This is a genomic window from Polaromonas sp. P5_D5, from assembly GCF_054049435.1.
The window spans coordinates 314,199-327,682 of sequence record NZ_JBFUMJ010000002.1; the positions used below are offsets into that span (position 1 = coordinate 314,199).

18 protein-coding genes are annotated in these 13,484 nt (G+C 60.1%); 12 read left to right on the forward strand and 6 right to left on the reverse strand.

What is annotated here, in order from left to right:
• Positions 1-40: 40 nt before the first annotated feature.
• The 3 genes from ACXJKE_RS08160 (at position 41) to ACXJKE_RS08170 (ending at position 1,031) form a co-directional block, all read left to right on the forward strand.
• Entirely contained in the window at positions 41-277 is a 237-nt protein-coding gene (locus ACXJKE_RS08160; RefSeq protein ID WP_457280089.1) for a hypothetical protein, read from the forward strand.
• A gap of 338 nt (positions 278-615) precedes the next feature.
• Positions 616-804 carry a DUF3606 domain-containing protein gene (locus ACXJKE_RS08165; protein WP_457280090.1) on the forward strand — a complete coding sequence of 63 codons (189 nt, stop codon included), beginning with the start codon at positions 616-618 and terminating at the stop codon, positions 802-804.
• On the forward strand, positions 801-1,031 hold the full coding sequence (locus ACXJKE_RS08170; protein WP_457280091.1) for a hypothetical protein: 231 nt from the start codon (positions 801-803) through the stop codon (positions 1,029-1,031). Before ACXJKE_RS08165 ends, ACXJKE_RS08170 begins: the two co-directional genes overlap by 4 nt.
• Before the next feature lie 63 nt (positions 1,032-1,094).
• Here ACXJKE_RS08170 and ACXJKE_RS08175 read toward each other — a convergent pair whose 3' ends face one another.
• On the reverse strand, positions 1,095-1,463 hold the full coding sequence (locus ACXJKE_RS08175) for an Mpo1-like protein (RefSeq protein WP_457280092.1): 369 nt from the start codon (positions 1,461-1,463) through the stop codon (positions 1,095-1,097).
• Between the two features lie 159 nt (positions 1,464-1,622).
• Here ACXJKE_RS08175 and ACXJKE_RS08180 point away from each other — a divergent pair, with 159 nt between their 5' ends.
• Positions 1,623-2,000, forward strand: coding sequence for a thioredoxin family protein (locus ACXJKE_RS08180; protein ID WP_457280093.1), 378 nt, complete (start codon positions 1,623-1,625; stop codon positions 1,998-2,000).
• Here ACXJKE_RS08180 and ACXJKE_RS08185 read toward each other — a convergent pair.
• Genes ACXJKE_RS08185 through ACXJKE_RS08195 form a run of 3 tightly spaced genes read right to left on the reverse strand, consistent with a single transcriptional unit; the run spans position 1,993 to position 5,405 of the window.
• Complete coding sequence (locus tag ACXJKE_RS08185) at positions 1,993-3,285, reverse strand: cytochrome P450 (protein WP_457280094.1); 1,293 nt, start codon at positions 3,283-3,285, stop codon at positions 1,993-1,995. The genes ACXJKE_RS08180 and ACXJKE_RS08185 overlap by 8 nt on opposite strands.
• Positions 3,282-4,088: an alpha/beta fold hydrolase gene (locus tag ACXJKE_RS08190; protein ID WP_457280095.1), complete on the reverse strand. Its 807-nt coding sequence runs from the start codon at positions 4,086-4,088 to the stop codon at positions 3,282-3,284. The genes ACXJKE_RS08185 and ACXJKE_RS08190 overlap by 4 nt, the downstream gene beginning before the upstream one ends.
• Before the next feature lie 3 nt (positions 4,089-4,091).
• Entirely contained in the window at positions 4,092-5,405 is a 1,314-nt protein-coding gene (locus tag ACXJKE_RS08195) for an O-acetylhomoserine aminocarboxypropyltransferase (RefSeq protein ID WP_457280096.1), read from the reverse strand.
• A gap of 171 nt (positions 5,406-5,576) precedes the next feature.
• Between ACXJKE_RS08195 and ACXJKE_RS08200 the strand changes: the two genes are divergently transcribed.
• The 5 genes from ACXJKE_RS08200 to ACXJKE_RS08220 all read left to right on the forward strand — a co-directional run bounded on the left by ACXJKE_RS08200 (position 5,577) and on the right by ACXJKE_RS08220 (position 9,105).
• On the forward strand, positions 5,577-6,032 hold the full coding sequence (locus ACXJKE_RS08200; protein ID WP_457280097.1) for a CBS domain-containing protein: 456 nt from the start codon (positions 5,577-5,579) through the stop codon (positions 6,030-6,032).
• A gap of 161 nt (positions 6,033-6,193) precedes the next feature.
• Positions 6,194-7,384: an MFS transporter gene (locus tag ACXJKE_RS08205; protein WP_457280098.1), complete on the forward strand. Its 1,191-nt coding sequence runs from the start codon at positions 6,194-6,196 to the stop codon at positions 7,382-7,384.
• 66 nt (positions 7,385-7,450) lie between these two features.
• Positions 7,451-8,218, forward strand: a complete 768-nt coding sequence (locus tag ACXJKE_RS08210) for a hypothetical protein (protein WP_457280099.1) — start codon at positions 7,451-7,453, stop codon at positions 8,216-8,218.
• 75 nt (positions 8,219-8,293) lie between these two features.
• On the forward strand, positions 8,294-8,689 hold the full coding sequence (locus ACXJKE_RS08215) for a hypothetical protein (RefSeq protein ID WP_457280100.1): 396 nt from the start codon (positions 8,294-8,296) through the stop codon (positions 8,687-8,689).
• Positions 8,686-9,105 carry a hypothetical protein gene (locus ACXJKE_RS08220; RefSeq protein ID WP_457280101.1) on the forward strand — a complete coding sequence of 140 codons (420 nt, stop codon included), beginning with the start codon at positions 8,686-8,688 and terminating at the stop codon, positions 9,103-9,105. Before ACXJKE_RS08215 ends, ACXJKE_RS08220 begins: the two co-directional genes overlap by 4 nt.
• A gap of 114 nt (positions 9,106-9,219) precedes the next feature.
• Here ACXJKE_RS08220 and ACXJKE_RS08225 read toward each other — a convergent pair whose 3' ends face one another.
• Positions 9,220-10,440, reverse strand: coding sequence for a polyhydroxyalkanoate depolymerase (locus ACXJKE_RS08225; protein WP_457280102.1), 1,221 nt, complete (start codon positions 10,438-10,440; stop codon positions 9,220-9,222).
• 169 nt (positions 10,441-10,609) lie between these two features.
• Between ACXJKE_RS08225 and ACXJKE_RS08230 the strand changes: the two genes are divergently transcribed.
• On the forward strand, positions 10,610-11,266 hold the full coding sequence (locus ACXJKE_RS08230; RefSeq protein WP_457280103.1) for a glutathione S-transferase: 657 nt from the start codon (positions 10,610-10,612) through the stop codon (positions 11,264-11,266).
• Between the two features lie 327 nt (positions 11,267-11,593).
• Here the strand turns inward: ACXJKE_RS08230 and ACXJKE_RS08235 are convergent, their stop codons facing one another.
• On the reverse strand, positions 11,594-12,016 hold the full coding sequence (locus ACXJKE_RS08235) for a cupin domain-containing protein (RefSeq protein ID WP_092130677.1): 423 nt from the start codon (positions 12,014-12,016) through the stop codon (positions 11,594-11,596).
• Positions 12,017-12,325: 309 nt separating this feature from the next.
• On the opposite strand from ACXJKE_RS08235, the gene ACXJKE_RS08240 reads away from it, so the two are divergent.
• Positions 12,326-12,772 carry a hypothetical protein gene (locus ACXJKE_RS08240; RefSeq protein ID WP_457280104.1) on the forward strand — a complete coding sequence of 149 codons (447 nt, stop codon included), beginning with the start codon at positions 12,326-12,328 and terminating at the stop codon, positions 12,770-12,772.
• A 34-nt stretch (positions 12,773-12,806) separates the two neighbouring features.
• Positions 12,807-13,409 (forward strand): hypothetical protein, encoded by a 603-nt coding sequence (locus ACXJKE_RS08245; protein WP_457280105.1) that lies wholly within the window; start codon positions 12,807-12,809, stop codon positions 13,407-13,409.
• Positions 13,410-13,484: the final 75 nt, after the last annotated feature.

Consider the following 13,484-nt stretch of genomic DNA (forward strand, 5'->3'; position numbering starts at 1 on the left):
TGTAACAAAATCTGATTTTTGATTTTTTCACGCACTGACAATGCCATCAAAAACACCAGCCAGGGAAAAATTGGACGGCGCCATTGCCCATGAACGGCAGGCGCACCAGGAAGCCCGACAGATCTACGAAGAGCTGACGGCGAAAATGTGGGCCTACCAGACCGGCAAGGGCCCGGCGCCCACCAATAAAGACTTCGAAATGTGGAGTCAGGCCGTGGAGCAGCGCGTCAAGGTCAAGCAGTTGGGCATCCGGGTAGACGGCGAGTCCGGCCTTTAATTTTTTTGCGTCGCGCCTTCGCGGCGGGTCAAGCGCATACCCGCGTCGTTTTGCCCTCCTGACGTGGCCTCCTTGCGATTTGGCAAGACTCCGCTTCAGCCCAAATGCGTGCCAGGAGGCAGGTTTGAGCCCGTTTTCAAGCCTGATTGCCTCATCCTGCAAAAGCCGTTCGGGGGACGTAAGCCTTGTAAGAATTTTTATGCTGCACCGCACAAATTTTCGCCCGTTAGGCCTTCAGGCGCGCGGGAGGAATTCTTACAAGACCATCTTTATGCTTACGCCACGATTCTCTCCATCTGCTGCAATCCCCTCAATTGACAACCAAGCTGGAGAGAACCGTGACATCACCATCGAACCTGATCGCCGACCCGGCCCTGACAAACGAGCCCATCAACATCAACGAGGAAGCCTCCCTGAAATACTGGGTCAGCGCACTCGATTGCAGCGAGCTTGAACTGCGTGTTGCCGTGGCGGAAGTAGGCCCTGCCGCCAAAGACGTGAGCACTGAGCTCGGGCGGTCTTTATGAGTGCCGCCATTCCCGATGCGCCCGGGCCGCTCGCGGTGCGGGTGAAGGAGCCGTCAGCAGGTCTTTTTTACTGGGTGGTCACGCAGCTGTCAGCCCAAGAGCACATGGCGGACCTGCGCATTGAAGGCTCCGACCACCCGTACCCCACGCATGAGGCGGCGTTGCAGGCAGGTGCGGCATGCCTCAAGGCGTTAAAAACCGGCCCTTTGCAGTCACTGGACTCCTGATAAAGCCCGATAAGGTCCGTTAGAGCCCATTGTGGGAGGCTAAGGCCACGCCTGGAAACGGGCTCAGTTGCCTTTGATGCGCCGCAAGGCCTGAACCCACATGTCGCGGTACATGACCCAGTCTCCCATGAAGCTGTAGAGTGGCCGCTTGAACGAGGCGGGCCGGTTCTTTTCGAACCCAAAATGCCCGATCCAGGCGAAGCCGTAGCCGCACAGCAGGCCGGCCAGCAGCCACCACGGGTTGCGGGTCATCAGCAGCGCCGCCAGGCAGAGCAGCGTGAGGCTTGAGCCTGCAAAGTGCAGGCGGCGGCAGGTCGGGTTGCGATGCTCGCCCAGGTAGAAGGGGTAAAAATCCGCGAAAGACGCAAAGCTGCGGGGATCAACGGGTGTCGTGGCGCCGGTTTCCGCCGAATCGGGGCTGATGGCATTCATGGGTTTGTCTCCTGCGCCGGATATCCGGTGGTGCGCCTCATTTTGCGACGCTGGCCATAATAGTCAATCCATGGCCGCCAGCCCTCGTCACACCCTTTCCGCGCTCCTGCCTGCATGCCAACCGATCTGCTTCCAGAAACTCCCCATGGTGAACCGCCTGTGACGACGCCCCCCGCGCGATGGGTAATTTGCCTCTGCGCGGACTGGTGCGGCCTTTGCCGCGACTACGGTGTCGTCTTCTCGGAAATGGCCTTGCGCTATCCGGAAAGCCGGTTTGTCTGGCTGGACATTGAAGACGAAGCCGAGCTGGTCGGAGACCTGGAAGTGGAAACCTTTCCCACGCTGCTGATTGCCGATGCGGGCGGCACGCACTTTCTGGGCCCCTTGACGCCGCATGCGCAAACCCTTGCACGCCTGCTGGACTCGCTGGAGCAGACCAACATCAGGGCAGTGCCTCATTTGCCATCCACGCAGGCACTGTTGCGGGCGCTGGAAACGGCGCCGCACCGCGTGGGCACGCAACGCCAGGTCAGGTAGCCGTCGTTGAAAACGGCGCCTTCAGAAAACCCCTGAAGCGCGCACGGCCGCCGCGTGTGGGGCTGGCGGTCAAACGGTATTGCGGAAAGCGCTGCAGAAAGCGGCCAATGGCAATGCGGCCTTCAAGCCGCGCCAGGCTGAGCCCGGCACACTGGTGAATGCCGAAGCCGAAGGCCAGGTGGCGGTTGTCCTGGCGTGCCAGGTCCAGGTGTTCGGGCTGGGCAAACTGCGCCGGGTCCCGGTTTGCCGCGCCAATGCACAGCGTCAGCAACGCGCCTTCGGGCAAGTCCACACCGCCTACCTGGCAGGCCTTGAGCGCACGACGGTTGCCCAGCTGGTTGGACGGCTCAAAACGCAGGAATTCATCGATTTCAACAGTCAAATCGGCCTGCAGCCCTTTATTGATGGGCGCGAGCAGCTCCAGTTTTGATAGCAAAAACTGCTTGGCCTGCGGCCACTCCTGCAGCAGCACCAACGCGTTGCCGATGAGATTCGTCGTGGTTTCGTGGCCGGCGTTGAGGATGAACACGCAGTTTTGCAGCAACTCGGTTTCGCTGAGTCTTTCGCCCGACACTTCTTCGCCGATCAGCCGTGTCAGCACATCGTGTTCCGGGTCGCCCGGGTGTTTGCGCCGGTCCGCCACCAGGTCCTTGAGGTAGCCGGTGAAGTCCCGCACGCTGCTATTGCCCAAGGCTTCCTGTTCGGGCGTCAGTTTGGGCTCCAGTGCGCCGAGTATGGCCAGCGACCAGGTGCGCAGCGGCGCCCGGTCGGCATGCGGCACGCCCAGCAGGTTACCGATGATCTCCACCGGGATCGCTGAAGCGAAATCTTCAATCAAATCACCGCCGCCCCGGCTTTCGATCGCATCCAGCAGGCTATCGACCAGCGTGATGAGCCCGGGCTCCATATCGGCAATGGCGCGCCGCGTAAGGGCGCCCATGATGAGTTTGCGAACGCGCGTGTGAAGCGGCGGGTCGTTGAACACCAGGCTGGTGGTGTGGTGTTCAAACAGGGCCGAGCCCGCTCCGTACTTGGGCTCGAACTCCACCTTCTTGTCCGAGCTGAAGGTTTGCGCATCGCGGTACACCGCCACCAGGTCGGCGTAACGCGTGAGAAACCAGGAGCCATCCGGCATGCGCTTGACCGGCTCGGTTTCGCGCAGCACTGCATAAACCGGATAGGGGTTGGCGTAAAAATCCGGCGGCAAGGCGCGCAGGTCGAAGCTGGCGGCGATTTCCTGCGCACGTTGCGTCATCATCGGCGGCGTGGCCGTCAGCACGCTCATGGCTTGATGAAATCCTTCAGCGCAAACAAGACCCCTTCGGGTGCCTCGGTCATCATCTGGTGGCCGGCCTGCACCATCACCGTTTTGGCGTTTTTGGCTTTGGCCTGCAGCGGCGCCGCCATTTTGGGCAAGGTCATGGAATCGTTCTTGCCCAGGATGAACAGCACCGGGCACTGTACTTTTTCGATGGCCGCTTCACCGCCGGTGTAGTCGTCGCAGGCCTTGAAGCCGCGGTGGAACAGGTTGACCCGGGTATTGCTGGCCAGCACCCGTTTCATGAGTGCCTTCGACCCCCCATACAGCCAGGTACCCGGGCCCAGCGACGAGGGCGGCGGCGCCAGCATGGAATGCGAGAAGGTGTTGACCATGTCGATGGCCTTCATCGGCTGGTTCAGCGCGTTGTCCAGCAGCGCCGGGGAAACCTTCATCGGCGCGGCGGTTCCCACCAGCGCCAGGTGTGTCACCCTTTGCGGCGCGACGGACGCCGCGTGCAGCGCCGTGAGGGAGCCAAAGCTGTGGCCCACCAGCGCGGCAGTTTTGACGCCAGCCGCATCGAGCAACGCGATCATGAAACCAGCGGCCTCTTCGACCGACTGCGGTGGCTCACCTTCGCTTTTGCAATGGCCGGGCAAGTCCGGCGCCAGCACGTTGAAGCCGTGGTGCGCGAAGTAGCGGGTCTGCAAAATCCAGATGCTGTGGTCGTTGAGCACGCCGTGGACAAACACCACAGTGGGTTTGGCCGCATCGAAAGGTTTGCCGCCGGTGTAGCAATAAGTTTTATGGCCGTTGACGTCGAGGTACATGCTTCAGGCCCCCGCTTTCACGCCGGCTTTTTCTGCCGCCTTGAGGGCGCGTTTGAGGTCGTCCAGCAGGTCGTCCGGATCCTCCAGACCAATCGACAGGCGGATCGTGCCCTGTGTGATGCCGCCGGCTGCCAGTGCCTCGTCGCTCATGCGGAAGTGCGTGGTGCTGGCAGGGTGGATCACCAGGCTGCGGCAGTCGCCTACGTTGGCCAGGTGGCTGAAGACTTTCAGCGCTTCGATGAAGGCCTTGCCCTGTTCACGGTTGCCCTTGATGTCGAAGCTGAACACTGAGCCGGCGCCGCGCGGCAGCAGCTTTTTGGCCAGTGCGTGGCTGGGGTGCGATTCGAGCATCGGATGGCCCACGCGCGAGACCAGCGGGTGGGCGGCGAGAAACTGCACCACTTTTTCGGTATTGCCCATGTGCCGCGCCATGCGAAGCGGCAGGGTTTCAATGCCTTGCAGAATCAGCCATGCCGTGTGCGGGCTCATGCAGGCGCCGAAGTCGCGCAAGCCCTCACGCCGCGCGCGCAGCAGGAAGGCGCCCACGGTGCTTTCCTCGCTGAACACCATGTTGTGAAAGCCTTCGTAGGCCTCGGTCAGCTCGGAAAATTTGCCGGACTTTTCCCAGTCGAAACTGCCGCCATCCACCACCACGCCGCCGATCACCGTGCCGTGGCCACTCAGGAACTTGGTCGCCGAGTGGTAGACCAGGTCGGCGCCGTGGTCAAAGGGCTTGATCAGCCAGGGCGAGGTGAGGGTGGAGTCCACCAGCAGCGGCACGCCGGTGTCATGGGCAATGCCGGATACCGCTTCGATGTCCAGGACGTCGAGGCCCGGGTTGCCCACGGTTTCACCGAAGAAAAGTTTGGTGTTGGGCTGCACGGCGGCGCGCCAGCCATCCAGGTCGCCGGGCTTGACGAAGGTGGTGGCTATGCCGAAACGGCGCAAGGTGTAGTGCAGCAGGTTCTGGCTGCCGCCGTAAAGCGCGGTGCTGGCGACGATGTGCGAGCCGGCGCCCATCAAGGTGGCAATTGCCAGGTGCAGCGCAGCCTGCCCGCTCGACGTAGCAATCGCGCCTATGCCGCCTTCCAGGGCCGACACGCGCTGCTCCAGCACCGCATTGGTCGGGTTGCTGATGCGTGAATAGACATGGCCCGCGCGTTCGAGGTTAAAGAGGCTGGCCGCGTGGTCGCTCGATTCGAAGACGAAAGAAGTCGTCAGGTGAATCGGCACGGCACGCGCGCCGGTGGATGGGTCGGGCGCGGCGCCGGCGTGCAACGCCAGGGTGTCGAAGCCGGGGTCTGAGTAACCGGGCATGGGTTTGTCTCCAGTCAGAAAAAAGTGGCGGTGCGCCGGGCAATCGCAGGAGCCCGAACAGATTCTTGCAACCTGCCGTTTGATTGTGGGCTATATTTAAACTGAATTCCCTGTTGCCGCGCTGTGGTGGGACAATGAGGGCCGGCAAGCAGCACAACCGAGGAGATGGCCATGAAGGTTCTAGACATACTGCGCGTGAAGGGCAACACGCTTTACACCGTCCAGCCTGACGAACCCCTTGCCAAGGCGGCCCAGATCATGGCCGAAAAAGACATCGGCTCACTGGTCGTCATGGAGCATGGTGACCTGGTCGGCATGCTGACATTTCGCGAAGTGATTGTCTGCATCGTCAAAAACGGCGGCGAGATCGGCAGCACGCTGGTGCGCACCGCCATGGACGACCACCCGCTCACCTGCACGTCGGAGACCGAACTCGACGAAGTCCGCCGCATGATGCTGGAACGCCACGCGCGCTACATGCCCGTGATGAACCAGAAAGTCATGATGGGCGTGATCAGCCTCTACGACGTGGCCAAGGCCGTGGTGGACAGCCAGAACTTCGAAAACAAGATGCTCAAGGCCTACATCCGCGACTGGCCGGAAGAAGACGGCGCCGACCGCAGCTGACACGAGTGGTACGGGCCTGATGGCGTTCTTTGCATAAAAGATGCCGCCAGCCCAATCAGCCCAATCAGCCCAATCAGGAAGAGCGCAAGGCGCTATCAAAATAATAGCCAGATGCGCTAGGTATCTGGCCTGCTTTGCGGGGCAAGGCGATGGGAGCAGGGGTGCGCGACAACGCCAACAACGCCAACGGCCAGCTGTTTTATAGCTCCCTGTTCCTTTCCAGGCTTGCCGACCAGATACTGCTGTTCCTGGTTCCTCTGGTGGTTTTCGAAATCACGGGAAGTGTGGCCTGGTCAGGTATCGCCTTCACGGTAGAGACGCTCCCCCGCTTCCTGGCTTTTCCCGTGTGCGGCGCGCTGTGCGACCGGGTTTCGCCTCTCAAGCTTTTGCGCATCAGCCAGCTCTACCGCGCGCTCGTGTGCATCGGCGGGGCGGCCGCTTTTCAGTGGTTGGGCGGCATTGGCTGGTTGATTGCCCTGTCGGCGGTCTGCGGTGTGCTGACCACGCAGGGCCTGATGGCCCGCGAGGTCATGCTGCCGCAGATATTCAGGCAGCACCGCTTTGAAAAAGTGCTGGCCCATGCGCAGATTGCCGACCAGCTCGGCATGGTCCTGGGCCCCGTGCTGGCGTCACTGCTGCTGCGCTGGATGCCGTGGCCCGCGGTGGTGGCGGCCACCGCGGCGCTCTTTTTGCTGGCCGATGGCGCCGTGACCTTGTGGCGCCGGAAGAACCCGGTTGAGCTGGCCGCGCCCGAGACCGCCCCGGACCATTGGCTGCTGCCCATCCGCACCGCGTTTTCGCAGGTGCTGCACCTGCCGGGCCTGAAAAAAGTGATCGCGCTGGCGGCTGGCGTCAACCTGGTGATCGGCGTGACGCTCGCCACCTCGGCCGCGATGGTGACCGGGCTGCTGCAGCGCTCTGCGGGCGATTATGCGTTGCTGCAAACGGCCGGCGCCATTGCCACCGTCATCATCCTGCTGTTCATCGCCCGCACTGTGCTGCCCTTGCGCACCCTGGGCCTGGTGTCATACAGCGTGATGTTGGCCGGCGGCTTGCTGACGGGGCTGGCCGGCAGCTTCTGGGTGTACACCGCCGGTTTCTTGCTGGTGATCGGCTTTGACAAGATGTTCAACGTCTATATCCGCAGCCTGCGCCAGAAACTGATTCCACCGCGCGACCTGGGCAAGACTACTGGCGTGATCGTGATGCTCAACAATTTGTCGCAGCCGCTGGCGGGGATGCTGGTGGGGGTGTTTGCAGGGGTGATGGAGGGGCGCGGGGTGATTTTGGGATTGGTGGGGGTGATGGGCTTGATTGGGATTTTGGTTGCCTGGATGAGGCGAGGCGATTAAATTGCAATCCATGCGCAAATTCTGGTCCTGCACCGCAGTCAAACCTTAACGACCGGAAGCAGCGCCATGCGTCTCTTTGTCACCATCATCGCCTTTGCGGGCATTGCCCTGTTTGGGACCGCCTTTGTCGCATCCTATGTCAATCCAGGCCTTGTCGAGACCATGGCGCGCGATGCGATCCGAATGGAAGTGGAGCGCAGAGTGAGCGAACGAATCGAAGCACTGGACGGCGGCAAGCTCGCGGAAATGGCAAAAGGCCTTTCTGGCAGGAATTCATCGGAGATCGCCGAACTCAAACGCAAGCTGGCTGAAGGTCTTCCTCAAAAGGTTGCCGCTGTCGCTGCGCAAATGAGAAATATCGATTGCGAGTGCCGCAAGGCGATCGAAAAATCCATGACCGGGATTCTTGAGCGCAGAACCGCCGATCTGTCGCGCATCAACGAGCGGCTCGAACTTCTGATTCGCACCCAGTACATGGGTGTGGCGGAATCACTGACGCGAGAGTTCCGTATTTTTACCGGCGCAAACGCGCTTGTCTTTTTGTTCCTGGCCATTGCCGCAGCTCTTCGCAAGCGCGCCGGGCTGCAACTTGTGCTGCCGACGGTGGTGCTGCTTGGGGCCGCAGGATTGGTTGGGTATCTGTACCTCTTCCATCAGAACTGGCTGCACACTGTTCTCTTCTCGGACTATGTTGGCTTGGGGTACTTCATCTATTTGGGGCTTGCAATCGCCTTGCTCACGGACATTGTGTTCAACAGGGCGCGCCTTACGACGCGGCTAATCAACGCCATATTCAGTGCTGTTGGGTCCAGCTTGCAGGCAGTGCCATGTTGAGAAATGACCTGACTACAGTATCGAACAAACGTGTGCCGCAAAGCCGCATCTAGCATTTCACCTCAAACAGCAGTCATGGACCGTACAGAATTCTTCTTCGCGCTATCCGGCATGGTTGTCGGCGTGTTTGTGGCCGCGACGGGATGGCCGGAGACATTCGACAAGATATTCCTGGGCGGCGCTGTTGCGCTTGGGGTTGCCGGTTCTGTGTCTGTCTCATTCATCCTTCATCGCCTAAGTGCCGGTCATCGCGATATCTACAACGAGATCGGCGCTAACCATGAAGACTTGTCGTGGGGCATTGGTGACGCTTTTGGCCGATTCAAAAAATTCTTGCGCAGTTCACGCCACCGGGAGCTTGATGACGGTTTTCTCAGTACCGCTGTGGTGGTGGGCCGCACGAGCTGGCGTTTAAGTTTTGTGCTGGCGGGAATTGCCTTGTTCTTTGCGCTCAGGAGCCTGGTCGGATGACTCCGACGCTAGGTGTCGCCGACATGGGTGAGAAATACTATGTCTGGGAAATCATCTCGTACGCATGGACCGAGATCGGAATCGAGGACACCGAATGCCGGCAACTTGTGCTGAAAGGCAATATCTCGGCGGATGACCTCAAGCTCGTCGATCGAATCATCTTCAGGGATGTCTGCGCCTCGTTTGCCTTTGACACATTCCTGATTTTTCCGCTCATGCTGTGGATGATCATGCCGGACTGGGGATACGAAGAGAAGTACCTCAAGAAGCGCATGGAGCGCTGGTACGCCCGGCCATATTGGATTCACTTTCTGAACCCAATGCGGTGCCTGGGCTATCCGCTTGCCGTGCTCATGGCGCTCAAGTACCGATCGATGCTGCGCAGAGTTGTGTTGAATGGGCACGATGACGTCTAGGCAGGGCATCGGACTCTGCCGGCAAGCGCTCGCTCACGGTTCGACTTGGCGCTATTAATTCAGGAGCTGCTTGCGCCCGATTCCATTGGCCTGGAGGCCGATTTCGTATGAATTTCAGCCCATGCTCGAGTGAATCATCTCCCGAACCCGCGGATAAATCTGCTGGTTCCACTTGCGCCCGCTGAACACCCCATAGTGCCCCACGCCGGTCTGCACATGGTGGGTTTTCATGTAGGGCCGGATGCCGGTGCACAGATCCTGCGCCGCAACCGTTTGCCCTACGGCGCAGATGTCGTCGCGTTCGCCTTCAACGGTCATCAAAGCCGTACGGCGAATGGCGGCAGGTTTGACGAGGCGGCCGCGATAGCTGAGCTTGCCGAGCGGCAGGTCGTAGGTCTGGAAGACTTTTTCGACCGTTTCGAGATAGAACTCGGCTGGTAAATCGTTCACGGCCAGGTACTCGTCATAAAACACACGGATGATGTTGGCCTTTTCCACATCACCGTCCACGAGGTGCTGGTACATGTCCTGGAAGGATTTTTTGTGCCGGTCCAGGTTCATGCTCAGAAAAGCGCTGAGCTGCACAAAACCCGGATACACGCGGCGCATGTAGCCGGCGTGCGGAAGCGGCACATGGCTGATCAGGTTTTTCTCGAACCACTCAATCGGTTGGCTGGTGGCCAGGGCGTTGACGCCTGTCGGGTTCACGCGGCAGTCCACGGGGCCGGCCATCAGGGTCAGGCTGCGTGGCTGGGCCGGGTCATCGTCTTCAGCCATGATGGCGGTGGCCGCCAGTGCCGCCACGCAGGGCTGGCATACCGCCACCACATGGGTGCCGGGGCCAATGGCCTGGGTGAAGCGGATCATGTGGTCGATGTAGTCGTCCAGCGCAAACGGGCCGTGGCTTAGGGACACATCGCGCGCGTTGTGCCAGTCGGTGATGTACACGTCGTGGTCTTGCAGCAGGGTGCGCACGGTTTCGCGCAGCAGCGTGGCAAAGTGGCCCGACAGCGGCGCTACCAGCAGCACCGGCGGCTGAAAGGGCAGGCCTGCAGGCGTTTCCTTGCGAAAGCGCAGCAGAGTGCCAAAGGGCATGGACAGAACGGTTTCCTCCGTCACGGCAAGTTCGCGCTCGCCCACCTTCACTGAACTGATACCGTAGGCCGGCCGGGTATGCGTCAGCCGCAGGCGTGAAAACACCTCCATGGACGCCGAAATCTTGCGGAGCAGGCTGCCTTCGGTTTTACCCAGCCAGAATGCCGCGCTACCGCCTTGGGCGAACAGGCGAAACGGCGACAGCAGGTCGGACTGGGTTTGGTAGGCCTGGTAAAGCATGGTTGTCCTGACATGAATCGGAATTCGTTGTCTCTTTGTCTCTGCCAGTCCATGCAGGCAAGTTACGGGCCAGTCGGAGCCGAAAAGCGCAGGCTGGCATAAGCCTTGCGGGAGTTCATGCATCCATCCTGCTAGCCAGCAGGGCCTTTCCGGTTCAAGGAGCATGTGCATGGCCAAAGCCATCCTGACGATCAGCAGCAAGAACTACGGAGCGTGGGCCCTGCGCGGCTGGCTGCTGGCGAAGTTCGCGGGGCTGGAATTCACCGAAAAAGTGATTTCACCGGACGACCCGGCGATGAAGGCCGAAATGCTGCTGCTCTCGTCCAGCATGCTGGTGCCTTCGCTGCAGCACGGCAACGTCAAGGTGTGGGACACCCTGGCGATTGCCGAATACCTCAATGAAATCAAGCCTAAAGCCCAGTTGCTGCCCGCGGACATCAAGGTACGGGCGCATTGCCGTGCGGTGTGCGGCGAAATGCATTCAGGCTTTGCCTCCATGCGCGCGGCGCTGCCGATGAACATCAAGGCGCATTTTTCGGGCTTCAAGGTCTGGTCCCGCGCGCAGGCCGATATTGACCGCGTGCTGGAAATCTGGAAGGAATGTCTGGCCACCTATGGCGGCCCCTACCTGTTCGGCAAGCAGCTGTCGGTGGCCGACGCCATGTATGCGCCGGTGGTGACCCGATTTCTCACTTACGACGTGCCGCTGGACAAGGCTTGTACGGCGTATTGCAAGCGCATCATGGAGTTGCCGGCGATGAAGGAGTGGGTGGCTGAGGCTCGGAAGGAGCCGGATGACATTGATGAGTTGGATGCGGAATTTTGAACACCCCCGTCCAGGCTCACTGCAGAAATAGGCCCGCCCCCTTTCAGACTCACTTCGTGTAGCCTGCTCCCCCCTCATGGGGCGGCGCCTGCGGTCTGGCAAAGCCAGTCCCGCGGCCCCCGCTGATAGTGCCCAAAGAATTCTTCAACCCAGCATGAGCCGTGGAACCGGCTTTGCCGGGCCACAGGCGGGCGGCCCCCGAGGGGCTGGAGCCCGCGGCTCCAAGCCTGCCTGCGCAGGCTTGGACGGGCGACAGAGGCGAAGCGTCTCGCGAGCCGCGGCCTGCAAGGCCTCGGGAGCTACACGAAGTGAGCGACCGTGGGGGCGCTATTTCCAGGGGGTGGGTGGTGGAATTTCGCAGACCGGGTCTACGTCTATAGATTTGAAGTCCGCTGGCCCGACGATTTCCAGGTATTCCATGTCGGGGGAGTAGTCGAACAGGAAATGCTTGATGCCTGGTCGCTGGTGCACCACGTCGCCGGCCTCGACCAGGGTTTCCTTGTCTTCGTACATAAAGCGGGCCCAGCCCTTGGTCATGATGACGATCTGGAAATCTGCCTCATGACGGTGCCATCCCGTGCCTGTTTCTGGTGCCATATTCGCCTTCACAAGGTGCGCGATGACTTTGCCGTTGGTCGCGTCGGCAATGCCAAGGTCACGGTACAGGAAAAAATCGCGCAAACCACCGGAGACAAACTGCGTGTCGCCAGGCTTGACATGGGAAAACTTGGTCGCGGTGCGGTCCAGCATGGGGTGCTCCTGTTCAATCAAGACATCCAATTCAGGATTGGTGCGGTGCAGCAAGCATGAAGTGTTCCAGAGTGTGTACGGCAGGCGCTACACCGCTGGCTGCACAGCCAGGGCGACAGGGAGAGTGGCCGGTTGCAAAGCTATAGTTCAGGAGCGTCTAAATCCACCACCCATCCGACTCCAAGGCGTTTGACATGTGGCTCAAGCTCATTCGTTTCCTCAAGGGGGAGCAGAGGCCTGACCCTTTCTTCAAGCGAGGGCCGGGCTTGATCGGTTTTGTTGACACTTTCACCTTAGAAGACACTGTCCATGCGTCCATCGTTGAAGACCCGAAAGCCCATTGACCAACTCAAGCCGGAAGACCTCATCGCTTTTCCCATCTGGGAGTTCGCAAGCGACGAGGAAGGGGATGAAGAGCAGGACGAAACCTGGGTTCGTCCCCATCCGGCGAAGATGATGGGTCCAGACCTTTACGCCCTGTCCGTTGCAGCTGATTTCCTTGCTTCCTCAGGCCAGACGTTCACCGGCTTTGTTGGCGTGACCACAGCTGGCGATCTCGAGTTTGGGCATGGGGTGCTGCTGCACGAAAACGACCACATCTTCGTTCCCTCGGCCGAGTACCCGCAAGCAAAAAAAGAACGCAAGGCGGTTGCGGCCACGCTGCGCATGAAAGAGTCTCAGGTCTTCCCGCTCAAGTTCACATTACGTGTTCTTCTGCAGGGCGAAGTTGCACCGCGCCACGGAGAGTTCGCGTAGTCGCAGTGCCGGCAAGCAACCAAACGCTCGCATCATGTCTGTTCTGGATCGACCATTCTTCAATCTGTCTGTGATCAGGGCACCGGTCGCCGATGTTGCACAGGCGTTTGATCGCTATCCGCCAATGCGGGTTCATAGCAGCCCAACCCCGTTTGTCTTGCCAGAACAGCCGTACACGGAAGACAAAGACGCGTCGCCGCTCATTCTGTGGTCACCGGCTAACGCCCCTGGGCTAACGGTTTTTATGCCTCACCTGTCTGCGGGAGATGGTTACGTGCCAGCCTATGCGCAGTCGACGTTTCGCTTTGATGTAATTTCCGTTCGAAGTACGGCTGATGATTGCAAGAAGGACGCGCTCAATGAGTTCTCGGCTTATTCCCAAGGCGCTTTGTTGCGCTTTGTACGCGTTATGAGTGACAACCCGGGTTGGGACTTCTATCAAAAGGGAGATCCTTTGTCCTTCGAAAACCTGGAAAAGTATCAGCAGCGATTAAAGCGGAAACGATTGCAGCGAGGCGATGTGCTTGCCTACATTGAATCCTGGGGAGCTCCAATAACATCGGCAATGTTCTGGCGCAGCGACTTTTCCGCTGTTACCTTCTTGCCGAAAGGGCCGGCCCCTTCGGCATTGGTCTGACATGACCACGAGAAACCAGCGCTACCCACACTCCGGGTTTGTCCGGGCGTGTCAACGGCGGGCCTGAATCAGGCT